This window comes from Pseudomonas sp. AC136, from assembly GCF_979258585.1.
On the sequence record NZ_OZ409865.1, the window covers coordinates 575,504 to 599,077 of the forward strand.

Consider the following 23,574-nt stretch of genomic DNA (forward strand, 5'->3'; position numbering starts at 1 on the left):
CAGTGGCATGCAGCTTCAGTGAGTCGAGCGGGGCTGTCAAACCCATCGATAAATAGCTTCCTAAGCAGATTTTCCGCTTGGGCAATTTCCCGTACGCTAACGCACCTTTTCCGCTGTTCTAATTGAGCCTTCCATGAGCCCCACCAACCTGACCATGACCCGTGGCATGGTGCTGCTGTTTGCCTTTTGCTGCGGCGTGATCGTGGCGAACATCTACTACTCCCAGCCGATCATCGAACTGATCGCGCCGGACATTGGTATTTCCACGACCGCCGCCAGCCTGATCGTGTCGCTGACTCAGGTCGGCTACGCACTGGGCATGTTGTTTCTGGTGCCGCTGGGCGATTTGCTGGAAAACCGCCGGCTGATGATCGTCACCGCGTTGGTTTCTGTGGGCAGTCTGTTGGCGGCGGCATTTACCACCCAGCCCCATGCGTTTTTGCTGGTGTCGCTGCTGATTGGCCTGAGCTCGGTGTCGGTGCAAATCCTTATTCCGTTGGCGGCGCACTTGGCGGCAGAGGAATCTCGCGGCCGTGTGGTGGGCGGCATCATGGGTGGTTTGCTGCTGGGCATTTTGCTGGCTCGGCCAATCTCCAGCTTGATCGCCGACCACTTTGGCTGGCGCGCGGTGTTTCTCGTCGCTGCTGCGGTCATGACGGTAATTGTGGTGATTCTGGCGACCACCATGCCGGCCCGTCAGCCCGAACATCGCGCCACTTACGGTCAATTGCTGCTGTCGTTGGGCGCGCTGTTCAAGCGCGAACCGGTGCTGCGCCAGCGCGCCTTGATGCAAGGCTGCATGTTCGGCGCGTTCAGCCTGTTCTGGACCGCCGTGCCGCTGGAACTGGCGCGTAACCATGGCCTGTCGCAAACCCAGATCGCCTTGTTTGCGCTGGTGGGGGCCATTGGTGCCATCGCCGCGCCGATTGCCGGGCGCCTGGCCGATGCCGGCCACACGCGGGTGACCACGCGGCTGGCCTTGCTGTTGGCGATGCTGTGTTTTCTCCCGGCTTTTGTGCCGCCCAACAATACGGTGATCGCCCTGGCGGTGACCGGCGTGGTGCTGGATTTTTGCGTGCAGATGAACATGGTGCTCGGCCAACGCGCGGTTTACGCCTTGGACGCTGCCAGTCGTGGCCGCTTGAATGCCCTGTATATGACGGCCATCTTCATCGGCGGCGCGCTGGGCTCGTCCCTGGCCAGCGCCTTGTTTGACCATGGCGGCTGGCTGTGGATTGTCATCGTGGGTAGCGTGTTGCCGTTGCTGGCGTTGGGGATTTTCTGGCGGGGCGAGCGGCGGGTGGGGTGATCGGGTTGTTGGAGGGGTTGGGATTGTTGGGCTTCGCCTTTGGCTCAACCCAACCTACGTAGGCCAACCCGACCTGTGATCAGTTCTGCAATTCGTCCAACCCTTCAAACAGCGCTAACGCTTCGGGATTGGCCAGCGCATCGGTGTTTTTCACCGGCTGGCCATGCACCACATTGCGCACGGCCAGCTCGACGATTTTGCCGCTGATGGTGCGCGGAATATCCGCCACGGCAATGACCTTCGCCGGCACGTGGCGGTTGGTGGTGTTGTCGCGAATCACCTGGCAGATGCGCTGTTTTAAATCCTCGTCCAGCGTTACGCCCTCGCGTAACCGCACGAACAGCACCACGCGCACGTCGCCTTGCCATTGCTGGCCGATGGCGATGGATTCCAGAACCTCTTCGATCTTTTCCACCTGACGGTAGATTTCCGCCGTACCGATGCGCACGCCGCCGGGATTAAGTACGGCGTCGGAGCGGCCGTGAATGATCAGGCTGCCGTGGGGCGTTTCTTCGGCGTAGTCGCCATGGGCCCACACGCCGGGGAAAGTGTCGAAGTAGGCGGCTTTGAATTTCTCGCCGTCCGGGTCGTTCCAGAAACCCACGGGCATGCTCGGGAAGTGCCGGCTGCACACCAGCTCGCCTTTCTCGCCAATCACCGACTGGCCGTCGTCGCTCCACACCTCGACGGCCATACCGAGGCCTTTGCATTGCAGCTCGCCGCGGTACACCGGCAACACAGGGTTGCCCAGTACAAAGCAGGAGACGATGTCGGTGCCACCCGAAATCGAAGACAAGCACACGTCCGGTTTAATGGCCCGATACACATAGTCGAAGCTTTCATGGGACAGCGGCGAGCCCGTCGAAAGCAGTCCCTTCAGCGCGCTTAGTTGGTGACTTTTGTTGGGCTCGACGCCGGCCTTTTCCAGCGCCGCCAGGTACTTGGCACTGGTGCCGAACACGCTGATGCGCTCGGCGTCGATCAGGTCCATCAAGCGCTCCGGCCCCGGCTGGAAAGGCGAGCCGTCGTACAGCACCACCGTCGCGCCAATTGCCAAGCCGGACACCAGCCAGTTCCACATCATCCAGCCGCAGGTGGTGTAGTAGAACAGCGTGTCGTCGCGGCTGAGGTCGGTGTGCAAGCCGTGTTCTTTGAGGTGCTGCAGCAGCACGCCGCCGGTGCCATGGACGATGCATTTGGGCACGCCGGTGGTGCCGCTCGAATAGAGAATGTACAGCGGGTGATCGAACGCCACGGGGGTAAACTGCGGTTCGCCGCCCGGCGTGAAGAACTCGTTCCAGAGCGCCACCTTGGCGCTGCTCTCGTAGTCCTCACGGCGCGCGTGCGTTTGCGTGTATGGCACCACGATCAACTGCTGCAAGGTGGGCATCTGGGCGAGAATTTCGTTGAGCTTGGCGGTCTGGTCGTTGTCTTTGCCGGCGTACTGGTAACCGCCGGCGGCGATCAGCACTTTGGGCTCAATTTGGCCGAAGCGATCGATTACGCCCTGTGTGCCGAAGTCTGGCGAGCAGCACGACCACGTCGCGCCCAGGCTGGTGGTAGCCAACATGCCGACCACCGTTTGCCAGGTGTTGGGCATCATCGCCGCCACCCGATCACCCTGGCCCACGCCAGCCTTGGCCAGCGCTTGTTGCAGGCCCGCCACTTGGGCCGCCAGCTCGCGGTAACTCAGTTCCTCGCGCGTGCCATTTTCGCTCACGGCCACCAGCGCCGGGTGCGCGTCGCGGCGGCGCAGCAGGTGCTCGGCAAAGTTCAGGGTCGCGCCGGGAAACCAGCGCGCGTCCGGCATGTGCGGGCCTTCTTCCAGCACCGCCGTGGGCGCCGTGTTGAACTGCACCTCGAAGAAATCGACGATGGCCTGCCAAAAGCCTTCCCGGTCTTCCACGCTCCAGGCGTGCAGCTGCGGGTAGTCGGTCAGCGAGAGCCCGTGGCGCTGATTGATAAAGCGGCGGAACGCATCCATTCGTGTCGCGGCGATGCGGTCGGGCGAGGGCGTCCATAGCGGCTGGGTCATGGCGATGTCCTTGGCTGAGCGGTGAATCATTATGCCGATGGAAGTTGCCAACGCGTGATGCCAAAGCGTCTTCCACCAGAACCGTGGACGCCGCCACGCCGCTGCGGTTCCATCGGTTTGCGCTTAGCGGGCCAGCCAACCGCCATCCATATTCCATGCGGCACCGCGTACTTGCACCGCCGCGTCGCTGCACAGAAATAGGGCCAACTCACCCAATTGCTCTGGCGTGACGAAATCCAGCGACGGCTGCTTTTCGGCGAGCAAATCGTGGCGCGCCTGTTGCGCATCGCCCGTGGCCAGCGCGCGGTCATCGATCTGCTTTTGCACCAGGGGCGTCAACACCCAGCCGGGGCAGATGGCGTTGCAGGTCACGCCCGTGGTGGCCGTTTCCAGCGCCACGCTTTTGGTCAGGCCGACCAGGCCGTGTTTGGCGGCGACGTAGGCGCTTTTACCCGCAGAAGCAGCCAGGCCGTGGGCCGAGGCGATGTTGATGATCCGCCCCCAATTGCGCGCGCGCATACCCGGCAAGGTCAGGCGAGTGGTGTGAAACGCCGAGGTGAGGTTGATGGCAATGATCGCGTCCCAGCGTTCGACCGGGAATTCCTCAACCGGCGCCACGTGCTGAATACCGGCGTTGTTGACCAGAATGTCGATGCCGCCGAATTCGCGCTCGGCGTAGGCAACAAGGTCTTCGATGTCGGCCACCTTCGAGACATCAGCCGGGTGATGCCCAACCTTGCCACCAAAGGCCGCCACTTCATCAATGGCGGCCTTGGCGTCGCCAAAACCATTGAGCACCAGGTTGGCCCCGGCCTTGGCCAGCACCAGGGCGATACCCAGCCCGATGCCGCTGGTGGAACCGGTAACCAACGCAGTTTTGCCGTGCAGACTCATACATCTCTCCTTGTCTGGCGAGCGGGGCCCGCCAGGTGGGTTCAAACGGTTAAACGATGCCCGTGGCGTAGAAGGTGCCGATGACCACGAACACAGCGAGGGTTTTGATAATGGTGATGCCGAAAATGTCTTTGTACGCCTCGCGGTGCGTCAGGCCGGTTACGGCCAGCAAGGTGATTACGGCGCCGTTGTGCGGCAGGGTGTCCATGCCGCCACTGGCCATGGCGGCGACGCGGTGCAGCACTTCCAACGGAATGTTCGCGGCATTGGCCGCTTCGATGAAGCTCTGCGACATCGCCGCCAAGGCGATGCTCATGCCGCCCGACGCCGACCCGGTAATACCCGCCAGCAAGGTCACCGTGACGGCCTCGTTCACCAGCGGATTGGGGATGGTTTTCAGCGCATCGGCCAGTACCAGAAAGCCCGGCAGCGAGGCGATAACGGCGCCAAAGCCGTATTCCGACGCGGTGTTCATCGACGCTAGCAACGCGCCGCCCACCGCCGTTTTGGTGCCCTCGGCGAGCTTGCTGCGAATGGCGCGGAAACCACAGATCAGCACCAGCAAAATGCCCAACAGCAACGCAGCCTGAACGGCCCAGATGCCGGTGAGCTTGGCCACTTCGCTGGTCACCGGCTGCGCCATGCCGGCCAATTGCAGGGTATGGGTCTTTCCGTAGAGCTCGGGAATCCAGCGGGTGAACAGCAAGTTGGCGACGCCCACCAGAATCAGCGGCGAGAGCGCCAGCCAAGGGTTGGGCAAGGCGATGTCTTCGGCGGTTTCCGGCTCATTGCGCAGCTCCGTACCGTAGCCTTCGCCGTTGGCCTTGGCTTTGCGCAACTGGCGGCGCAGGTACAGCATGCCGACGATAAACACGAACACCGTGCCGGTCAGGCCCAGCCACGGCGCCGCCCACGAGGTGGTGCCGAAGAACGTGGTGGGGATGATGTTCTGGATTTGCGGCGTGCCGGGCAGGGCGTCCATGGTGAAACTGAACGCGCCAAGGGCGATGGTGGCCGGAATCAGGCGTTTAGGTATGTCGCTTTGGCGGAACATTTCCGCCGCAAACGGATACACCGCAAACACCACCACAAACAGCGACACACCGCCGTAAGTGAGCAAGGCGCACACCAGAACGATCACCAACATGGCCTGGCGCGTACCCAGCAAGCGAATGGCCGCGGCGACAATGGAACGCGAGAAGCCCGACAGCTCGATCAGCTTGCCGAACACCGCGCCGAGCAGAAATACCGGGAAGTACAGTTTGACGAAGCCGACCATTTTTTCCATGAACACGCCGGTAAAGGCGGGCGCCACCGCAGACGGGTCGGTGAGCAACACCGCGCCCAAGGCCGCGATGGGCGCAAACAGAATGACGCTGTAGCCGCGATAAGCCGCGAGCATCAGCAAGGCTAAAGCGGCGAGGGCGATGATCACACTCATGTAGCGATCTCCTGAAATCGGGCGGGGTCGCCGCCCGTGGGTCATTGTTGTTATTGATTGAAGCCGTGCTGTATGGAGTAGCGAAGCGGCGATTGATTCGCCGCATTTTCAGCCACGCTTATTACGGTCATTAGCCATCACCACAGCGCCAAGCTGTAGCTGAGGATCAGCCGGTTTTCGTCCAGATCGTTGCCAAAGTTAGTCGAGCGCAGGGTCGCGTTACGCCATTTCACCCCGAGGTTTTTCAGCGGGCCGTCCTGGATCACGTAGCCGATATCGGTGTTGCGCTCCCATTCCTTGCCTTCGTTACCGCTGGCCAGGGTGATGTTGTCGCCGCTCAGGTAGCGGGTCATAAAGGTCAGGCCGGGCACGCCGAGCGCGGCAAAGTTGTAATCGTAGCGGGCCTGCCAGGAGCGTTCGTCGGCGTTGGCGAAATCGCCGATTTGCACGAAGTTGACCAAAAACGCATCGGTGCCGCCGATGTAGGCGAAGCCGGTGTCGCCGCTCATTTTCTGATAACCCAGGCCAAACGCATGGCCGCCCAGGCTGTAAGTGAACAGGGCGCCGAGGGCGCGGTTGTCGACGTTGCTGCGCCCGTCATCGTCCGAACGGCCGTAGCGCAGGTCGGTTTTAAACGACTGGTTGGCGCTGATGGCCAGTACGTGGGTGAGGTTGACCAAGTGCTGGTCGTAGAGGTTGTCGAGCTTGCCGTAGTTGTAGCCGGTAGTGAGTTGGTCGTTCCACTTGTAGCTGAGGCCGGCGAAGTCGAACTCATCACTGGTGGTACTGGCAACAATGCCGCGCGCGCTGCCGGAGGTGACGGTCATGTCCTCGCTGTTGGCGGAGTCGCGCAGGCTGACCTGAGTGAAACGCCCAGCATCGACGGTCAAACCGGCGAATTCAGTGGAGTTGAGGTGCGCGCCCTGGAACGTCTGCGGCAGCAGGCGCGAGTCGTTGGCCAAGGTGGTCGGTAGTTTGGGCAGCAAGGTGCCGACCTTCAGCACGCTTTTGGACACTTTCAATTTCGCGGTCAGGCCCAGTTCGCTGTAATCGTCCGCCGCCTCACGGGGCGCGCTGCGCCCTCTGGGCAGCAAACCGGAACCGGCGCGATCAGGGCTGGAATCGAGCTTGAGGCCCAACAGGCCGATGGCATCGACGCCAACGCCAATGGTGCCGTCGGTGTAGCCCGACTCATAGCGCAGCAGAAACCCCTGCGCCCACTCGTCTTGCTTGGACTGGGCAGCGTTGTCTTGGCGGAAATCACGATTGAAATAGAAATTGCGCAGTTCGAGGGTGGCTTTGCTGTCGTTGACGAAGTCGGCGTGTGCCTGACCTGCAAGACCTAAACCAGTGCCGAGGGTGGCGAGCACGAAGGCGGGGCTGAGCGGATAGCTCATGGCAAATCTCCTGGGTGCACCTGCGTGAACAAGGACGATGCCGAAGCGTCCTGGGGAAACTGCTCACATAGCGTGCGACGTTTTTGTTGTTGTTTTTCGGCGCGGTCATTGCCGCGGGGGTGCTATAGCGAGATGTGTGCCAGGGTTTTTAAGGGGTTGATATGTAAGGGAAAGATGATTTTTTGGTGGGGGTTCGCGGGGAAGGGTGTCTCGGAAGGGAGACGGGACAGGGTGGGTTTGCTGCGGGGCTTAGGGGGAGGAGGGTGAGTCTCTGGTTTGGGATGGTGTCTATGGTTTGAGATTGTTAGGGCGGTTTCGAGGCGAAAAGTGGTGTTCGACGGGAAATTCTGGATCCCCGCGTGCGCGAGGATGACGGTGGCATTTTTGTACTCTCCGTTAACGCTGCTCTCGTAATAACGCACTAGTCGCTATCAAACATCCGTCATCCTCGCGAAAGCGGGGATCCAGAATTTCGGACTTAACACAGCAGGCGGAACAACCTCATCGCCAGATACCGAGCCAAGAACGGCGAAAACCGTGCTCGACGCAAGGTTCTGGATCCCCGCCTTCGCGGGGATGACGGTGGTGTTTTCCCATCTTCATTGACGCTGAGCAGTGGAGAGCTAGCTAATCCTCAACCAACCCCCGTCATTCCCGCGCAGGCGGGAATCCAGAATTTCGGATTTAACGCGGCAGGCGGAACACCTCACCGCCAAATACGGAACCAAGAACGGCGAAAAACCGTGCTCGACGCGAGATTCTGGATCCCCGCCTGCGCGGGGATGACGGTGGGGTTTTTGTACTCTCCGTTAACGCACTAATCGCTACGAAACATCCGTCATCCTCGCGAAGGCGGGGATCCAGAGTTTCGGATTTAACGCGGCAGGCGGAACACCTCACCGCTAGTACGGAACCAAGAACGGCGAAAACCGTGCTCGACGGAAGACTCTGGATCCCCGCGTGCGCGAGGATGACGGTGGTTTTTCAGCGTCCTGAGTTAACGCTGCTCTCGCAATAACGCACTAATCGCTATCAAACATCCGTCATCCTCGCGCACGCGGCGGTCCGACGATTCGGGATCCAGGCTCGCGAAGGGAACAGCAAGAGCCTCTGCAAAGAAAGTAACGGAAAACAACCCTAACCAATCAAGACTTCCCAGCCGCCATCTCCAACGCCGCATCCAACCTCAACCGCTCGTTCTCATTAAATTGCTCATCAGCCAGCCGCTGAATCGCCGTCTGTTTGTCGCCATCACTCAAGCCATTCTGCCCTTCAATCTGCGCCTTGCTGGCGGCAAACGCGGCGATGCGTTGCTTCCATCCCGCCCGCTGCTGATCCAGCGCTTCCAGCCGCGTGGTGGCTTCGGCGCCAACGAGCTGCTGACGCAACGCGCGCACCTGCTCGGCACTGGCGCCTTGCGCGCGCAGTTGTTCGGTTTGCGTGTGCAGTTCGCTTTGCAGTTGCGGCAGCACGCTTTCTTGCAGCGCTTCGGGCAGGCCGGCGCGCAGTTGGTCCATGGCCGCGCCTTTGGCGGCGGCGTCCAGTTTGTCGTCGTGTTGGATGGCCAAACGTTGCAACGTGAACTGGTTGTAGGCCTCTTCGTTGCCGAAAAAGGCTTGGTGGGCTTCGGCGGTGAACAACCGGGCGCGCAAGGCTTGCACCGCGCTTTCACGGTTGCGCAAGGCGTCGAGGTTGGCCATTTGCGGCAGGTCGCGTTCGAGCAGTACCAGCTCGCGTTTGTAGTCGATGTATTGGCTGAGCAGCGCTTGCGCCTGTTCCTGCGCGGGTTGCGGCAGTTGGCTGGCGATAAAGGCGCGCAGGCGTTTGACGCTGTCTTGCAGCGACTCCTCGCCATAGGCGCTGAGGAAGTAATCGAAGATGCGGCGAATGTCCGCAGTAATCAGCAGGTTGCCGACGCCATCCACCTGGAAGCTGCCATCCACCTGCGTGCCTTTGAAGGAGGGCGGCAGCGGAGCGAGCGTGGCGGGCAGGGTGGCGACTTGGGTGGTCAGCTGTTCAGCTGGCGCGTTGCCAGGGATTTTGGGCGTGGTGCTGGGCGCTTTGGCGGCGGCCGCCACCGGGCTTTCGGCCGGGGTGTCCAGCGGGTGCAGGTACAGCATGACCGCCACACAAATGGCGAAGGAGATGGGCAATAACAGCAGCAGTTTTTTCACGTTGTTCGCTCCACGCAAGGCCATAAGCCGGACCCTCAGCGGGCCCGGCTGTTTACACCGTTACAGGCCGACGTTTTTCAAGCGGTTGGCTTGCTGGCGGTACACGGTCACGGGGTCGGTCTCGAACAGGCTGGTGAGGCCGAAGGTCTGGTTAACCTCGTCGAGGTGGTTCATGCGGTAGTTGTCGCGAATCACCTGGCCCAGGTGCGAGCTGCAACGGCCGACCAAGCCGTCGTTGGCGGTGGTGCCAAAGGTTACCGACGACGCGCCGAGCAACAGGTCGCTGGGGTCGAGCACGTTGGTCAGCGGGCTGGTACCGCCCCACGAGTAGTAGCGCACGCCGTTGACGCTGTAGGCGCCTTCGCCACAGGCGCTGGTGGGAATGCCTTGCGGGTACTTGGCGTTGAAACGCGCCGCACCGGCCGAGTTCAACGATTCCAGGCTGCCCAACGCGTTTTGCGGCGTGGTGCTGGAACTGGCCGAGAGGAAGTTGATCAGTGCGCCGAGGCCGTTGACGATGCCGGCAACCACGGCTTCACCAGCAGAGCCTGGCGGAATCTGACGCAAGAAATCGGCCGTGGCCGAACCTTTGTGCGGGGCGCCAACGCTGGTTGCCGAGGCCACCAGATCCGGGCGAACGGCAGCAACGTAGCGGATGGTCGGGCCGCCGTGGCTGTGGCCGATCAGGTTCACTTTCGGCTTGCCGCTGATGGCGACAATTTCTTCCACCTGGTCGAGCAGTTGTTCACCGCGTTTTTCCGAGGTGTCGAGCTGGCTCACTTCAGTGATGTACACCTTGGCGCCGTCGCTGCGTAGCGCCGAAGGAATGCCGTACCAATAATCCACGCCAAGAATGCTGTCGAAACCGAGCATGCCGTGGGCCAGCACCACCGGGTACTTGGTCTGGGTGTAACCGGATGACGCTGCGTCGGCCTGGTTCGAAATCAGCAAACCAGAAGCAAGGCAGAGGGCGAGCAGAGTTTTATTGTTGTTCATATGCGCTCTCGCAAGGGATGAAATAGGCAAGTGTCGCCATCCAGGGCAGGCCCCCACGCCCATCCAAGGCGCGTACAGCAGCCGGAGCGGTAGTACAGGATTCATGCCACTACAGGCGAAACGGGTGAAGTCGCTCTATTTCAGCGTTTTGCCGCTTATTTGCGCGTTTTGTCCGACAATTTGCGCTGTTTCCCCTGTTACTGCCTGAAACGGCGGGCGCGGTGTTTGGCCACTTTTAACGCCACGCGTTCCCCCGCCAGCGGTCCGAATGCGCCAAACGGACGGGGCACTAAAGCGCCTCACCTAACCAAAGGATGGGTTGGCAGCGCCCGCCACTCCAGGGTTGACAGCCCGCCTGCCGCTTCCCTAGGATTGCCGCCAGCGCCGATTTAAACAGCTACTTGCGGGGCGCTCCCCGAAGACCAGGTCTCAACGCCGGCTTCGAAATACCGCTAAAGCGCTGGTTCGGTGTTGCCTCTCACCGCTGCCTGCGGAGCTTCTGAGGCGAGAGACCCGTACATGAACGCCCACACCGTCCTGACTTCCCCCGATTCCCTGGCCCCTGCGCCGTCGCCCGTTGCTGCCTCGCTTACGCTTCGTCCCCTGATACGTCTGGCGCCCATCACCAGCGGCCTTGCCTTGCGCAACCCGAAAATCTTGCTCGGCGGCAGCCACCAGCCCACCTTGCTGCGCTACCTCGAAGGCTGGCCGAAACGCTGGGGCGCGCCTCGCACGTTTCTGATTCAGTTCGTGGGCGACGATGAGTCGTTGCAACGCTTTGCCCGCGACAGCTTTGACCTGGCCGTGGTGCAGGCGCCGAGTGCAGCGAACCTTGAAAGCTGTGTGCGCGAGTTAGTGCGCGTGGCGCGGCAAGGGTTGATAACCCGGCGTTGACGGTTTTGGGACGCTGACCGATTCCGTCAACCGCCCCTGAGCACTTGCGTCATTGAGGCCGTCGCCACGCGGCGCCTACCCTGCGTGACGACCAATTGCACAGGGAACCGTCATGCAACGCATCCATTTCGAAACCGAACACAATATGTTCCGCGAGGCTTTCCGCGCGTTCTTGCAAAAAGAAGTGGTGCCCCACCAGGACGCCTGGGAAGAGGCCGGCGTGGTCAGCCGCGAGGTGTGGCTAAAGGCGGGTGAGATGGGTTTTCTGCTGCCCTGGGCCGATGAGGAATACGGCGGCAGCGGTCTGAAAGATTTCCGCTACGAGCAAATCATGTGCGAGGAATTGGCCAACATTAACGAGGCCGGTTTTATGCTGCCGCTGCACTCGGCGCTCTGTGGCCCGTACATCGCCGATTACGGCAACGCCGAACAAAAAGCGCGTTTCCTGCCGGCGATCATTCGCGGCGAAAGCATTCTCGCCGTGGCCATGACCGAACCCAGCGCCGGCTCCGACCTGGCCGGTATGCGCACCACGGCCGTGGACAAGGGCGACCACTTTGAGCTCAACGGCTCGAAAGTGTTTATCTCCAACGGCCTGCTCGCGGACGTGGTGATCGTCGCGGCCAAAACCGATCCGGCCAACAAACACGCCATGGGCCTGTTCCTGGTCGAGCGCGGCATGGAAGGTTTCGAGCGCGGCCGCAATCTGAAGAAACTCGGCATGAAAAGCCAGGACACCGCCGAGCTGTTCTTCAACAACGTCAAAGTGCCGAAAGAAAACCTGCTGGGCGACGCCAAAGGCGGCTTCTTCTATCTGATGAACATGCTCGCCCAGGAACGCCTGACCAACGCCTGTGGCGCCGTCGGCGGTGCCGAAGCGGCGCTGCAAGTGACCATCGACTACGTGAAAGAACGCAAAGCCTTCGACCGACCGATTTCGCACTTTCAAAACACCCGCTTCAAACTTGCCGAAATGCGCACCCAAGTGGACGTGGCCCAGGTGTTCGTCGACCGCTGCGTGATGGACCACAACCAGAAAAAACTTACCCCGGAAGTCGCCGCCGAAGCCAAACTGTTCACCACCGAATTGCTCGGCAAAGTGGTCGACGAAGGTGTGCAGCTGCACGGCGGTTGGGGCTACATGTGGGAATACCCGATCTGCAAGATGTACGCGAACGCTCGCATTCAACGGATATTCGCCGGCACCTCGGAAATCATGAAAGAGATCATCAGCCGTGGCATGAAGTTGTAAGCGCACCGCAGCCCCACAACACGCCGACCCACAACAACAAGAATCAGGAGCCCAGATGAAAGGCCCACTGTCGTCATTGAAAGTGCTGGATTTCTCCACCTTGCTGCCAGGCCCATTTGCCTCGTTGTTGCTCGCCGACATGGGCGCCGATGTGCTGCGTGTGGAATCGCCGACGCGCATGGACCTGGTGCGCGTATTGCCGCCCCACGACGGCGGCGTGTCGGCCAGCCACGCTTACCTCAACCGCAACAAACGCGGCATCGCGCTGGACCTGAAACAGGCGGCAGCGGTGGAGGTGGTAAAGCAACTGGTGCTTGAGTACGACATCGTGCTCGAGCAATTTCGCCCCGGCGTGATGGACAAACTGGGCGTGGGCTACGAGGCGCTGAAGGCGATCAATCCCAAGCTGATTTACGTGTCGATCACCGGCTACGGCCAGACCGGCCCGTACAAAGACCGCGCCGGTCACGACATCAACTACCTCGCGCTTTCTGGCATTGCCGACCAAACCGGTCGCCTGCAAAGCGGCCCGCTGCCACTCGGCATTCAGGCCGCGGATATTGCTGGCGGCTCGTTGCACGGGGTTATGGGCTTGCTGGCAGCGGTGATTCAGCGCCAGCACAGCGGAGAAGGGCAGCACGTCGACATCAGCATGACCGACTGCATCTTCAGCCTGCACGCCATGGCCGGCGCCGGTTATCTGGCCTGCGGCGAGGCGCCGACCATGGAAAGCCAGGCGCTCAATGGCGGCAGCTTCTACGACTACTACCGCACCCGCGACGGCCGCTGGTTTTCGGTCGGCAGCCTGGAACCGCAATTCATGCAGCAGCTGTGCGCCGCCATCGGCCGGCCGGAATTGGCGGCACATGGGCTGTCACCCAAGCCCGTGCAGCAGCGTGCGTTGAAGACGCAGATTCAGCATGAGTTCGAACAGCGCGATTTTGCCGAGTGGTGCGAGCGCTTCGCCGCCCTGGACGCCTGCGTCGAGCCGATGCTGAGCTTGGCCGAGGCGGTAGATCACCCGCAATTGCAAGCGCGCGAGCTGGTGGTGGAGGTGGCCCGCGAGGGCAAGCCGGCGCAGCGGCAAATTGCCTGCCCGATCAAATTCTCCGGCGGCTTGCCGGCGCCGCGTCATGTCGGTGCGGCGATGGGCGCTCACACGGCCGAGGTGCTGACGCAGTTGGGCTACGACGCCGACCAGATCGCCTCGTTGCGCGCCGCCAAGGTGATTGCCTAAGCCCAGGGTGGGTCGGCTGCTTTCCGCGGGCGGCTGTGCTAAAACAGCCGCCCCGAGCCGCATCAGACAAGGAGCAACACCCATGGGCAAATCATCAGGAATCAGCCTGGCACTGGCCGCGCTATTGAGCGCCGGTATCGCCTGCGCCGAAGAGCCCGCGCAAGACAGCAGCACGCTCAAGGAATCGGCCAAAGCGGCGGTGTCGTCTGCCATCTCTGCCGGCAAGAATTTGCTCGGCGGCGCCTCTGAAGGCGTGACCGAAGGGCGCGAATCAGCGCAAGGCGCGGATGGCGCTTTTATCATCTCGCAAAGCGACCAGCTCGACGGCAAGGTGGAGGTCAAGCTGCTGAAGGTCAGCGCCGTGGACGGCAATCTCGAAGCGTTGTTCGGTTTCAAGAACCTCACCGACAAGCCCGTACGCCTGATAAACCTGTGGGATAACGGTGCGCTGCTCGCCATCGACGGTGAGGACTACGCCAGCAACCTGGCCCCCGATTCGGCTAACCCGGAAGAAGTGACCGTTCCGGCCAAAATTGGCGTGCGCCAGGCGTTTATTTTCCAAGGCCCGGTAGAAGGTCCAAAAGCAGTGCGCCTGTGGGGCAAGGATTTCCCCGTTAAATAATCAAGGAGTCCACCGACATGGTTACCTGCTACCTGCGCTACGTGCTCGATCCGAACAAGCTCAAGGAATTCGAACACTACGGTAAATTGTGGATTCCCCTAGTCGAGCGTTTCGGCGGCCAGCACCACGGCTACTTCTTGCCGTCCGAGGGCGCCAACAACATCGCCTTGGCACTGTTCACCTTTCCAAGCCTGGCCACGTATGAGCAATACCGCGAAGCCTCGATGAACGACCCGCAGTGTTTGGCGGCGTTTCAATACGCCCAGGACACTCAGTGCATCCTCAGTTACGAACGAAGTTTCTTTCGCCCCGTATTCGAGTAAACGCCAAGCTGCATTTATGCACCTCAACCTTGCCCGTGGCGGTGCAAAAAAATACCGCCGCTGGCAATCAACTGTCCCTCTGCAATCACTTTTCCTCGCCTCTGATATCTGCCCGCCATCGGCGTAATATCGCTTATTTATCAATGGGTTAAAAAAGTAAAAAACCTCTGAACCATCTTCGCAGTGAGCGGGACAGATACTCTGTGGAGGCAATACAGCCTCTAACAACTGACCGTATGTTTGGAGGAAGAAATGACTACCAACAACTCAGGTAACAACAATCCGGGCAACTTCGCTAACGACCGAGAGAAGGCGTCTGAAGCGGGCAAAAAAGGCGGCCATAACAGTGGCGGCAATTTTGCCAATGACCGTGAGAAGGCGTCCGAAGCGGGCAAGAAAGGTGGCCAGAACAGCCACGGCGGTGGACGCAGCTAATTAGCTGCTGCCACGCGGAAAAGGGGTCTGGTTTCCAGGCCCTTTTTTTATCGGTCGCATCGCAGACGGGAGCGTCCACATGGCCGGTCAACCGTTATCCGTTTTAGAAGTCAGCCAAATTATCGCGCAGGGCTTGTTGCCGCATCGCTGCCGTTGCACCAGCCGCGACGGCACATCGCTGGATCTGCACCTGACCGCTGCCGATCCGCCACACCGCACGGTGTCCATCACGGGCGTGCCGCTGGCGGAATTGAACAGCAGCCGGGCGTTATCCCGGTTGGTATTGGAATTGCGCGACGCGCTGATTCCTGAGGCGCAAAGCAACGATACCGTTGCGAATCGGAACATGGGCTGAGAACGCCCCGACACTGCACGGGAGGCAGTCATGAGTAAGCATCTTTTTCTGGTCAGCTACGTGCTGAATAACCAACCCATGCACGAAGAGCTGCATTCAAGCGCTGACACCCTGTCGGTGGCCCAGGCACGCACGGAGTTGGAGGCCAAGCATCAGGGCGAGTCGCCGATGAACATCACCGACATCGAGGTGAGCAAAATCACCCGAACCCACGAAAAAGGCGAAACCCCAGCGCACTACAAACAGCCCTGAGCGCGCCGGCCCAGGGCTGCCCACGTTTATTTCGGCAGATGGCGCATCACGCCTTCCAGGGCAAACCGCGCGCTGTTGAGCTGGACCTCTTGGCGGTCACCGAAGAAACGCTCTTTGTGGGTCGCCACATGAACGTCATTGCCGACTTTGTACGCCCAGGCGAACCACACGGTGCCGGGCAACACGCCGTCCATGGCTTGCTCCCCGGAGACTCCGGTGGTGGCCACCGCCGTGTCGGCGCTGCTCACCTGCAGGGCGCCGCGAGCCATTTCCACGGTAATTTCCTCGCTGGTCAGGCCAAAGGTGTCGATGGTCATCTGGCGCACACCGAGCAGGCGTTTCTTGGCCTCGGGCGAATACACCACGTAACCACAATTCAAACAGCTGCCGCAGCCGGGTGCTTCGGTGAGCAAGGCGGCGACGCGGCCGCCTGTGCACGACTCGGCGGTGGCCAGCGTGCGGTTGTGGGATTGAAGAAAGTCGACGACTTGTTGGGCGAGTTCCATAGGCGTTTTCTCCTGCGCGTGCTCGGCCGTTGTTGTGTGTGCAGGCCGTTACAAGCTAGGGCAACCGGAGCGGGAATTTTGTTTCAGCAACAGAAGGGGACACCGAGAGAAAATTCCAGGCGTTTCGCTTGGTTACGCGCTTCGGTCGAGCAAAAAAAATGCTGAACTGATATGAAAATGCCGCGCTCCGAATAAAACAATCGGTCAAATGCAGCAGCAGGTTCCGCCGACAGCGAGTTACGAATCAGGCCCGACAGAGCCACCCTCACATTCGCTTTAGGCGCCGTTTGGCCTTGCCCCGCGAGCCGGGCAAACGGCAAACCCTTTCACCCAGCCGGATAGCGCTGGGGCACAACAGGAATACAGCGATGAACAACTATCACATCGTCCCCATTCTGAATGGCTGGGCGCTCAAGCAAGAAAAAACCGAAACCACCATCACCACCGCCGAAACCAAAGCCAGCATCTTGCACAAGACCGCCGAGCTGCTGGACAACAAGGCCACGGCCGCCTCGGTGAAGATTCATCGCGAAGATGGCACCCTGGAAGAAGAGCGCACGTACCCGCGAAGTGCTGACCCCCGCCGCTCAGCGGGTTGAATGCCAGCGCCGCCTTCAACGGCTTTTGAATCGCCCCCTGGATTCTGCTTCAATACCGGCCACTTTTTTAAGGCGGCTGGCTAAGCCTTTTCCGTCCATTTCACGTTTATATTCTGTGCGCTTGGCAAAATGTCGGTTACGCGTTCGCAGTTCGGCAACCGTCGGTTGGTCAGCGAGGTTTTGTATTTTTTTTAGCTGCGCGATGAGTGAACTGCACTCCAGCGGGTGGCCCACGGAGAACGTATGAGCAAGGCTACCGGCTCTAGCAAGAGCGCCAAAGAGGCGTCGACTATTCAACCCAGTCACCTGCGCTTTCCCGTGGTGGGCATCGGCGCTTCGGCGGGCGGGCTGCAAGCGCTGTTGAAGCTGTTCGAGAACCTGCCCAATAACACCGGGCTAGCGTTCGTGGTGGTGATGCACCTCTCGCCTAAACACGAGAGCACCGCCGACCGCATTCTGCAGAAAGTCACCAAGATGAAGGTTCGCCAGATCACCCAGCCGGTGCCCATTGAGCAGAACTGCATCTACCTGATTTCCCCCGCCCAGCAATTGACCATGAACGATGGTTACCTGAGCGTTACACCGCTGGCCAACGACCAGCCGCGCCATATCGCCATCGACGTGTTCCTGCGCACCCTCGCCGACGCCCATAGCGAGCGCGCCATTTCGCTGATTCTCAGCGGCAGCGGCAGCGATGGCGCAGCGGGCATGTGCCGCGTAAAGGAGCAGGGCGGCGTGACCTTGTGTCAAAGCCCCGACGACGCCGAGTACGACAGCATGCCGCGCGCCGCCATCGCCACCGGCCAGGTGGATTTCGTGCTGCCGGTCGCCGACTTGCCGCAAAAAATCCTCGAATTGTGGGAGACCATGCGCAGCATTCAGCTGACCTCGGACGTGCAGTTGCAGGCATCGGTGCGCCAGGAGATGGACGAGGAAGAGGCCGGCGCCGCCGAAACGGCGTTTCGAGAAATTCTCGGCATTTTGCGCACCCGTACGGGCCACGATTTCAAACACTACAAACGCGCCACCGTGATTCGCCGCATCGAGCGGCGCATGCAGGTCAACCAGCTGCGCGACCTGCCGGCCTACCGCGCTTACCTGCAAAGCACACCCGCTGAAACCAGCCAGTTGTTGGGCGACATGCTGATTGGCGTGACCAACTTCTTCCGTGACCGCGACGCCTTCGAAGCGCTTGAGCGCGATGTGGTTCCGCGCCTGTTCGAAATGCCGACCGACGAAGAAACCCAGGTGCGGGTCTGGTCGGCCGGCTGCTCCTCCGGCGAAGAAGCCTATTCCATGGCCATGCTGCTGGCCGACCACGCGCAACAAAGCGAAAGCAGTCGCAAATTCCAGGTGTTCGCCACTGACATCGACGAGCGCTCGATCGCCATCGGCCGAGGGGGGCTGTACCCCGAGGCGATCATTCCGGACATCCCGCCGCAGCGCCTGCGGCAGTACTTCAGCAAAGAGCAGTCGCGCTACCGGGTGAAAAAGGAAATTCGTGAGCGGGTGCTGTTCGCCATGCACAACTTGCTGCGCGATCCGCCGTTTTCCAAAGTGCACCTGATTTCCTGCCGCAACCTTCTGATCTACCTCGACCGCGAAGTACAAGCTGAAATTTTGCGCATGTTTCACTTTGCCTTGATGCCCGGTGGCTACCTGATGCTGGGCAGCTCCGAGTCGGCGGACGCATGCGGCGATCTCTTCGTGGCGGTGGACAAGAAGAACCGTATTTTCCGCACCAAGGCGGTGACGTCGGTTAGCCGTTCCAGCGCCCAATTGGCCGTTAATGTGTACCCCGGCGTCGTGGTGGAGCCGAGCAAGAAAATCGCGCAGAGCGCGCGGGTCTCGTTTGCCGAAGTGCATCGGCGGGTTTTGGAGCAGTACGCGCCGCCGAGTGTCATCGTCAATCACGATTCGCAGATCGTGCACATGTCCGAGCAGGTCGGCCGCTACCTGCGCCACGCCGGCGGCGAACCGTCCCACAGCCTGTTGTCGTTGATTCATCCCTCGTTGCGCCTGGAACTGCGCACCGCGTTGTTTCAAGCCTTTCAGTCGCGCAAGAGCGTGGAAGCGCGACGGGTCAGGCATGAGCGCGACGGCGTCAGCACGTTTATCAACATGGTGGTGCGCCCGTTCCGCGACCTGGACACCGACTTTGCCCTGGTAATTTTCGACGAAGTCGAAGAAACCATGAGCGAAGACCCCAAGCCCGCCCATGCCGACGCCAAAGACAACGTGCTGGCCCAGCTGGAAAGCGAACTGCAACGCACCAAAGAGCAGTTGCAAGGCACCATCGAACAATCGGAAACCTCGACCGAAGAGCTCAAAGCCTCCAACGAAGAGTTGCAGGCCATTAACGAAGAATTGCGCTCGACCACCGAAGAGCTGGAAACCAGCAAGGAAGAGTTGCAGTCGATCAACGAAGAGCTGATCACCGTTAACCTGGAGCTGAAAACCAAGGTAGAAGAAACCGGCAAGATCAACGACGACCTGCAAAACCTGATCGCCTCGACGGACATCGCCACGGTGTTCGTTGACCACCAGATGCGGATCAAATCCTTCACCCCGCGCGCCACCGAAATTTTCAACATCATTGCCAGCGACCATGGCCGTTCGCTGCTGGATATCACCCACCGTCTCGACTACCCGGACATGGCCATTGATGCCAGCAAAACCTTTGAATCGCTGCGCTCCATGGAGCGCGAAGTGGCCGGCGTTAATGGCCGCTGGTACATCGCGCGCATCCTGCCGTACCGCACCACCGACAACCTGATCGACGGCGCGGTGCTGACCTTTATCGACATCACCCAACGGCGCGAAGCCGAGGATAAAGCGCGGCAAAGCGAGGAGCGCCTGCGGCTGGTGGCCGAGAGTACGCAGGACTACATCATCGTCACGCTCGACCATCAGGGCTGCATCACCGGCTGGAACAAAGGCGCCGAGCAAGCCTATGGCTACAGCGAAGAGACCGTGATGGGCAAGCACGCCGAACTGATTTACGGCGACGAAGAACAACGCACGCAGATGATCAATCGGCAGCTGCAAGGCGCCGCCCAAACCGGCCGAGTGGAAGACGACTGCTGGCACGCGCGCCGCGACGGCAGCCGTTTTTTCTGCAACAGCGTAGTCACCGCCTTGCCCAACGGCGGCCCCAACGGGTACGCCATGATCGGCCGCGACATCACCGGCAAAAAACGCGTGGAAGCCGAGCAGGAAAACCGGCTGGAACAGAACCAGCGCAACATCCGCATGCGCGACGAGTTCTTCGCCATGATGTCCCACGAGCTCAAACACCCGCTGAACCTGATTCAACTCAACGCCGAGCTGGTGGCGCGTTTGTCCGTGGTGAAATCCCAGGCGGTGGCGGCCCGTGCGGTGGAAACCATCCTCAATGCCGTGTCCAGCCAGGCACGCATCATCGACGACTTGCTCGACCTGTCGCGCATCAACACCGGCAAGCTCAAGCTCAACGTGGGCCCGGTGATCGTGCAGAACATTCTGGAAGAAATCACCAGCGTGTTGAGCGCCGAAACCTGGGAAAAAGACATCAGCATCGAAGTCGATCTGCCGTCGCCTGGCTGCGATCCCTTGGTGGCCGAAGCCGACCCGGTGCGCGTGGAACAGATTCTGTGGAACCTGCTCAACAACGCCGTGAAATTCACCCCGGACGGCGGCGCTATTCGTGTGGGTCTTAGCCAGGAAGATGACTTCCTGAAAGTGACGGTGCACGACGATGGCCAAGGCATAGCGGCTGAATCATTGCCGAAAATTTTCGACCTGTTCGGTCAGGCCCCTGAAGCCCACCGAGCGCCGCGTAAGCCCGGCCTGGGCATCGGCCTGGCGTTGGTGCGCGAACTGATCGAAGCCCAGGGCGGGCGTATCGAAGCGCAATCACCGGGGCTGGGGCAGGGCTCAACCTTCACCGTGTGGCTGCCGCTGTACCAGAGCCTTACCGACCTGGACTTCTCCGAACAGCCGGCCGAGGGCCAATTCACCGGCGTGCGGGTGTTGCTGGTGGACGATTCGGACGACATCCGCGAAGTGATGCAAGCGCTGCTCGAACTCGAAGGCGCGCTGGTCGACACCGCGGGCGATGGCAATGGCGCGCTGGCGCTGCTGGAGGGCAATCAGTACGACCTGATTCTCTCGGACATCAGCATGCCTGGCATGGACGGTCACGAGCTGATGCGGCGAGTCCGTCAACTCAGCGGTTGGGAGAAAACACCGGCCATTGCCCTGACAGGATTCGGCGCTGTCACCGATGTGGAACAAGCCTACCAAGCCGGCTTCAACGCCCATGTAAGCAAGCCAGTGTCACTGGAAACCTTGCAACGCACGGCCCTGGAACTGGGCGCGCTGAAAGGGTGAAACCATTGGTCGCCGACATGGGTTGAACAGCGGCGCCCCACGGTCAGTTAAAAGACACACCCGACGCGTAAAACCGTGGCGTTGGACTGTTCGATAACTGATGTGGAGGTGGCTATGAAACCCAACCAATGCGGCTGTCCAGGCTGCGTATGCGAAGTCAGCGAAGGCACCGTGTACAACCACGACGGCGAGCTGTACTGCAGCGAAGCGTGCGCAACCCATCACCAACACGGCGAGAAATGCCCGTCGGCGGATTGCCACTGTGAAAGCAGCAGCAAGGAAGACAACCGCGACGTGAATGAAGGGGATTTGGATAACGCGCTGGAAGAGACGTTTCCGGCGAGTGATCCGATTTCGCCGTGAGGGGAGGGGCATGGATGGCGGGTTATTTTTACTGGGTCAGGTAATGACCATCAAATCCCCAACCCCACCCCGTCATCCTCGCGAAGGCGGCGGTCCGACGATTCGGGATCTAGGGTCGTTCAGCAGATAAACACCTTAAGGGGAGTCGTAGGCTGGGTTGAGCGCAGCGAAGCCCGACGTTTCCCGTTATCACGGCTGCGTTGGCCCCTCATTTGCGCTTGCCATTCTGGATTTCGAGTCGTCGAACCGCCGCTTTCGCGGGAATGACGGTGTAGAGGTTTTGGCTCTTAAGGTATGAATTACAAGCCCGTGAAAAAAACCACCGTCATCCCCGCGAAGGCGGGGATCCAGGGTCGTTCAGCACGTGCAGAGCGTGAGGGCAATCGTAGGTTGGGTTGAGCGCAGCGAAAGCCCGACGTTTCCGGTCATCGAGGATGCGTTGGCCCGTCATTTGCGCTTGCCGTGAAACTCTGGATTCCCGCTTTCGCGGGAATGACGGGTGTCTTTATCGGGTCATGTAATAACCATCAAATCCCCAACCCCACCACCGTCATTCTCGCGAAAGCGGGGATCCAGTATCGTTCAGCACGTGCAAAGCGTGAGGGCAATCGTAGGTTGGGTTGAGCGCAGCGAAGGCCGACGTTTCCGGTCATCAAGGCTGCGTTGGCCCCTCATTTGCGCTTGCCATGAGATTCTGGATTTCGAGTCGTCGAACCGCCGCTTTCGCGGGAATGACGGTGTAGTGGTTTTGGTTCTTGAGGTATGAATTACAAGCCCGTGATAAAACCACCGTCATCCCCGCGAAGGCGGCGGTCCGACGATTCGGGATGCAGAATCCGTCAGCGAATAAAAATCAGAAGCCGACCGCACGCTGTATCAAACCCAGCAACCCTCTACTCCGCATCATCCTGCTCATAAACCTCCTCAGCCTCATCAATCTGCGGCTTGGGCGTTTGCTCCTGCTGAACCGGCCAAACCGAGCCCGGATCTTCGTTCCCCGGGTCGTTAATTTCGTCCGCAATAGGCGTGTTGTCGTTACCTGCACTCATGGTCATTTCCTCGTGTGGGTTGTTATCGATTGCTACGTTTAGCCAGGCACCAGAACAGCCCGGACCCAATAATCACGGCCGCCGCCGAGTACATCAGTTTTTCATTGCCATAGCCGGCCGCGCGCCAGCCGCCGTCGATACGGCGCTCGCCGCTGGGTGTGCCGAACAGGTTGCCGGAGGAAGTAGCGCTGCGTCGGCCGCGCTTTAATGCCAGGCCAGTCAGCAAGCCGGACAGCTGGGCAAATCCCGGCATCAGGAAATGCCCCAAACGCAATGCGACAGCGGTGGCGCCAACGGTTTTGCTGGGCTTGGGATTAAGCGCCAGTTTCACCATCGCTTCGGCCACCACGCGCGGGTCGTAAACGGGCGGTGGCGGCTTTAACGCGCTGCCGGAATAGTTGCCGCCATCGCGGAAACCGGGAGTGTCGATGACGGCGGGGTAGACGTCGCAAATGTGAATGTCCGCCCATTGGGTGAGCTCGCCGCGCAAGGCTTCGGTCAAGCCGCGCAAGCCGTATTTGCTCGCCGAATACGCGGCGGCGTATGGCTGCGCGACCCAACTGCCGACAGACAAGGTGTTGATCAACACGCCCGCATGCTGCTTCTTGAAGTACGGCAACACCACATAGGCACCGCGCAGGTAGCCAAGCAAGTCGGTCTGCACGATTTGTTCGTGGGCGGCCAGGGGCGTGTCGTCAAAGCTGCCGACCGCGCCGACGCCGGCATTGTTAATCCATACATCAATGCGGCCTTCGCCAAACACCGCCGCGCTGCTGGCGAGGTTTTCCATGTCGGCATTCTGGGTGACGTCCGTGGGCACTGCGATGGCCTGCGCGCCCAAGGCTTTGCATTCTTCTACCACGTGCTCCAGCGCCTCAGCGTCGCGCGCGGCCAGCACTAAGCGCGCGCCTTCACGGGCGAACGCCTGGGCGGCGGCGCGGCCGATGCCGCTGGAGGCACCGGTGATGACGACCGTGGCGAGTTTCAATGAACGGGTATGCATAAAGTCAGCCTCCAGTTTTAACGTTGGGGTGTAAGGGGCTGACTCGAACAAGCGCGACACAATTCAG

At 60.6% G+C, this 23,574-nt stretch carries 21 protein-coding genes; 12 read left to right on the forward strand and 9 right to left on the reverse strand.

Features of this window, described 5'->3' with window-relative positions; all coding sequences use genetic code 11:
- Window positions 1–133 precede the first annotated feature (133 nt).
- The gene (locus tag ACZZZU_RS02530; RefSeq protein ID WP_463549631.1) at window positions 134–1,309 is read left to right on the forward strand and encodes an MFS transporter; all 1,176 of its coding nucleotides are present in this window, start codon (window positions 134–136) and stop codon (window positions 1,307–1,309) included.
- Between the two features lie 79 nt (window positions 1,310–1,388).
- Here the strand turns inward: ACZZZU_RS02530 and ACZZZU_RS02535 are convergent, their stop codons facing one another.
- The 6 genes from ACZZZU_RS02535 to lipA all read right to left on the reverse strand — a co-directional run bounded on the left by ACZZZU_RS02535 (window position 1,389) and on the right by lipA (window position 10,246).
- On the reverse strand, window positions 1,389–3,344 hold the full coding sequence (locus ACZZZU_RS02535) for an acetoacetate--CoA ligase (protein WP_463549632.1): 1,956 nt from the start codon (window positions 3,342–3,344) through the stop codon (window positions 1,389–1,391).
- Between the two features lie 123 nt (window positions 3,345–3,467).
- Complete coding sequence (locus tag ACZZZU_RS02540) at window positions 3,468–4,238, reverse strand: 3-hydroxybutyrate dehydrogenase (protein WP_463382691.1); 771 nt, start codon at window positions 4,236–4,238, stop codon at window positions 3,468–3,470.
- A gap of 49 nt (window positions 4,239–4,287) precedes the next feature.
- A complete protein-coding gene (locus tag ACZZZU_RS02545; RefSeq protein WP_122496347.1) occupies window positions 4,288–5,679 on the reverse strand; it encodes a GntP family permease in 1,392 nt (463 codons plus the stop codon).
- A gap of 137 nt (window positions 5,680–5,816) precedes the next feature.
- On the reverse strand, window positions 5,817–7,076 hold the full coding sequence (locus ACZZZU_RS02550) for an OprD family porin (protein ID WP_463549633.1): 1,260 nt from the start codon (window positions 7,074–7,076) through the stop codon (window positions 5,817–5,819).
- 1,145 nt (window positions 7,077–8,221) lie between these two features.
- Window positions 8,222–9,250: a lipase secretion chaperone gene (locus ACZZZU_RS02555; protein ID WP_463549634.1), complete on the reverse strand. Its 1,029-nt coding sequence runs from the start codon at window positions 9,248–9,250 to the stop codon at window positions 8,222–8,224.
- 60 nt (window positions 9,251–9,310) lie between these two features.
- Window positions 9,311–10,246 (reverse strand): triacylglycerol lipase, encoded by a 936-nt coding sequence (gene lipA / locus ACZZZU_RS02560; RefSeq protein WP_122496341.1) that lies wholly within the window; start codon window positions 10,244–10,246, stop codon window positions 9,311–9,313.
- 519 nt (window positions 10,247–10,765) lie between these two features.
- Between lipA and ACZZZU_RS02565 the strand changes: the two genes are divergently transcribed.
- The 8 genes from ACZZZU_RS02565 (at window position 10,766) to ACZZZU_RS02600 (ending at window position 15,616) form a co-directional block, all read left to right on the forward strand.
- On the forward strand, window positions 10,766–11,140 hold the full coding sequence (locus ACZZZU_RS02565) for a class I SAM-dependent methyltransferase (protein WP_463382694.1): 375 nt from the start codon (window positions 10,766–10,768) through the stop codon (window positions 11,138–11,140).
- 112 nt (window positions 11,141–11,252) lie between these two features.
- Window positions 11,253–12,392, forward strand: a complete 1,140-nt coding sequence (locus ACZZZU_RS02570; RefSeq protein WP_463382695.1) for an acyl-CoA dehydrogenase family protein — start codon at window positions 11,253–11,255, stop codon at window positions 12,390–12,392.
- Between the two features lie 55 nt (window positions 12,393–12,447).
- Window positions 12,448–13,629, forward strand: coding sequence for a CaiB/BaiF CoA transferase family protein (locus ACZZZU_RS02575; RefSeq protein ID WP_463549635.1), 1,182 nt, complete (start codon window positions 12,448–12,450; stop codon window positions 13,627–13,629).
- 82 nt (window positions 13,630–13,711) lie between these two features.
- Complete coding sequence (locus tag ACZZZU_RS02580) at window positions 13,712–14,251, forward strand: hypothetical protein (RefSeq protein WP_463549636.1); 540 nt, start codon at window positions 13,712–13,714, stop codon at window positions 14,249–14,251.
- A gap of 17 nt (window positions 14,252–14,268) precedes the next feature.
- Entirely contained in the window at window positions 14,269–14,574 is a 306-nt protein-coding gene (locus tag ACZZZU_RS02585) for an NIPSNAP family protein (protein ID WP_463549637.1), read from the forward strand.
- Window positions 14,575–14,826: 252 nt separating this feature from the next.
- On the forward strand, window positions 14,827–15,009 hold the full coding sequence (locus ACZZZU_RS02590) for a con-10 family general stress protein (protein ID WP_122496331.1): 183 nt from the start codon (window positions 14,827–14,829) through the stop codon (window positions 15,007–15,009).
- A gap of 79 nt (window positions 15,010–15,088) precedes the next feature.
- Window positions 15,089–15,364, forward strand: coding sequence for a DUF1652 domain-containing protein (locus ACZZZU_RS02595; RefSeq protein WP_463549638.1), 276 nt, complete (start codon window positions 15,089–15,091; stop codon window positions 15,362–15,364).
- 30 nt (window positions 15,365–15,394) lie between these two features.
- Complete coding sequence (locus tag ACZZZU_RS02600) at window positions 15,395–15,616, forward strand: hypothetical protein (protein ID WP_122496327.1); 222 nt, start codon at window positions 15,395–15,397, stop codon at window positions 15,614–15,616.
- A gap of 26 nt (window positions 15,617–15,642) precedes the next feature.
- Here ACZZZU_RS02600 and ACZZZU_RS02605 read toward each other — a convergent pair whose 3' ends face one another.
- Window positions 15,643–16,122, reverse strand: coding sequence for a CinA family protein (locus tag ACZZZU_RS02605; protein WP_122496325.1), 480 nt, complete (start codon window positions 16,120–16,122; stop codon window positions 15,643–15,645).
- Window positions 16,123–16,490: 368 nt separating this feature from the next.
- Between ACZZZU_RS02605 and ACZZZU_RS02610 the strand changes: the two genes are divergently transcribed.
- The 3 genes from ACZZZU_RS02610 (at window position 16,491) to ACZZZU_RS02620 (ending at window position 21,455) form a co-directional block, all read left to right on the forward strand.
- Window positions 16,491–16,721: a DUF2188 domain-containing protein gene (locus tag ACZZZU_RS02610; protein ID WP_122496323.1), complete on the forward strand. Its 231-nt coding sequence runs from the start codon at window positions 16,491–16,493 to the stop codon at window positions 16,719–16,721.
- A gap of 243 nt (window positions 16,722–16,964) precedes the next feature.
- A complete protein-coding gene (locus tag ACZZZU_RS02615) occupies window positions 16,965–21,092 on the forward strand; it encodes a CheR family methyltransferase (RefSeq protein WP_463549639.1) in 4,128 nt (1,375 codons plus the stop codon).
- Window positions 21,093–21,206: 114 nt separating this feature from the next.
- Window positions 21,207–21,455 carry a metallothionein gene (locus tag ACZZZU_RS02620; RefSeq protein WP_463549640.1) on the forward strand — a complete coding sequence of 83 codons (249 nt, stop codon included), beginning with the start codon at window positions 21,207–21,209 and terminating at the stop codon, window positions 21,453–21,455.
- An 893-nt stretch (window positions 21,456–22,348) separates the two neighbouring features.
- Here the strand turns inward: ACZZZU_RS02620 and ACZZZU_RS02625 are convergent.
- Together ACZZZU_RS02625 and ACZZZU_RS02630 are read right to left on the reverse strand one after the other, a co-directional pair.
- Window positions 22,349–22,504 carry a hypothetical protein gene (locus ACZZZU_RS02625; protein ID WP_463382702.1) on the reverse strand — a complete coding sequence of 52 codons (156 nt, stop codon included), beginning with the start codon at window positions 22,502–22,504 and terminating at the stop codon, window positions 22,349–22,351.
- Window positions 22,505–22,526: 22 nt separating this feature from the next.
- Window positions 22,527–23,507, reverse strand: a complete 981-nt coding sequence (locus ACZZZU_RS02630) for an SDR family oxidoreductase (protein WP_463549641.1) — start codon at window positions 23,505–23,507, stop codon at window positions 22,527–22,529.
- Window positions 23,508–23,574 lie beyond the last annotated feature (67 nt).

Coding starts and splice junctions, on each gene's coding strand:
- lipA (WP_122496341.1), bottom strand. CDS start 10,246: ATGAACAACAATAAAACTCTGCTCGCCCTCTGCCTTGCTTCTGGTTTG.
- ACZZZU_RS02615 (WP_463549639.1), top strand. CDS start 16,965: ATGAGCAAGGCTACCGGCTCTAGCAAGAGCGCCAAAGAGGCGTCGACT.
- ACZZZU_RS02580 (WP_463549636.1), top strand. CDS start 13,712: ATGGGCAAATCATCAGGAATCAGCCTGGCACTGGCCGCGCTATTGAGC.
- ACZZZU_RS02545 (WP_122496347.1), bottom strand. CDS start 5,679: ATGAGTGTGATCATCGCCCTCGCCGCTTTAGCCTTGCTGATGCTCGCG.
- ACZZZU_RS02620 (WP_463549640.1), top strand. CDS start 21,207: ATGAAACCCAACCAATGCGGCTGTCCAGGCTGCGTATGCGAAGTCAGC.
- ACZZZU_RS02605 (WP_122496325.1), bottom strand. CDS start 16,122: ATGGAACTCGCCCAACAAGTCGTCGACTTTCTTCAATCCCACAACCGC.
- ACZZZU_RS02625 (WP_463382702.1), bottom strand. CDS start 22,504: ATGAGTGCAGGTAACGACAACACGCCTATTGCGGACGAAATTAACGAC.
- ACZZZU_RS02540 (WP_463382691.1), bottom strand. CDS start 4,238: ATGAGTCTGCACGGCAAAACTGCGTTGGTTACCGGTTCCACCAGCGGC.
- ACZZZU_RS02595 (WP_463549638.1), top strand. CDS start 15,089: ATGGCCGGTCAACCGTTATCCGTTTTAGAAGTCAGCCAAATTATCGCG.
- ACZZZU_RS02530 (WP_463549631.1), top strand. CDS start 134: ATGAGCCCCACCAACCTGACCATGACCCGTGGCATGGTGCTGCTGTTT.
- ACZZZU_RS02575 (WP_463549635.1), top strand. CDS start 12,448: ATGAAAGGCCCACTGTCGTCATTGAAAGTGCTGGATTTCTCCACCTTG.
- ACZZZU_RS02600 (WP_122496327.1), top strand. CDS start 15,395: ATGAGTAAGCATCTTTTTCTGGTCAGCTACGTGCTGAATAACCAACCC.
- ACZZZU_RS02535 (WP_463549632.1), bottom strand. CDS start 3,344: ATGACCCAGCCGCTATGGACGCCCTCGCCCGACCGCATCGCCGCGACA.
- ACZZZU_RS02550 (WP_463549633.1), bottom strand. CDS start 7,076: ATGAGCTATCCGCTCAGCCCCGCCTTCGTGCTCGCCACCCTCGGCACT.
- ACZZZU_RS02570 (WP_463382695.1), top strand. CDS start 11,253: ATGCAACGCATCCATTTCGAAACCGAACACAATATGTTCCGCGAGGCT.
- ACZZZU_RS02565 (WP_463382694.1), top strand. CDS start 10,766: ATGAACGCCCACACCGTCCTGACTTCCCCCGATTCCCTGGCCCCTGCG.
- ACZZZU_RS02590 (WP_122496331.1), top strand. CDS start 14,827: ATGACTACCAACAACTCAGGTAACAACAATCCGGGCAACTTCGCTAAC.
- ACZZZU_RS02630 (WP_463549641.1), bottom strand. CDS start 23,507: ATGCATACCCGTTCATTGAAACTCGCCACGGTCGTCATCACCGGTGCC.
- ACZZZU_RS02610 (WP_122496323.1), top strand. CDS start 16,491: ATGAACAACTATCACATCGTCCCCATTCTGAATGGCTGGGCGCTCAAG.
- ACZZZU_RS02585 (WP_463549637.1), top strand. CDS start 14,269: ATGGTTACCTGCTACCTGCGCTACGTGCTCGATCCGAACAAGCTCAAG.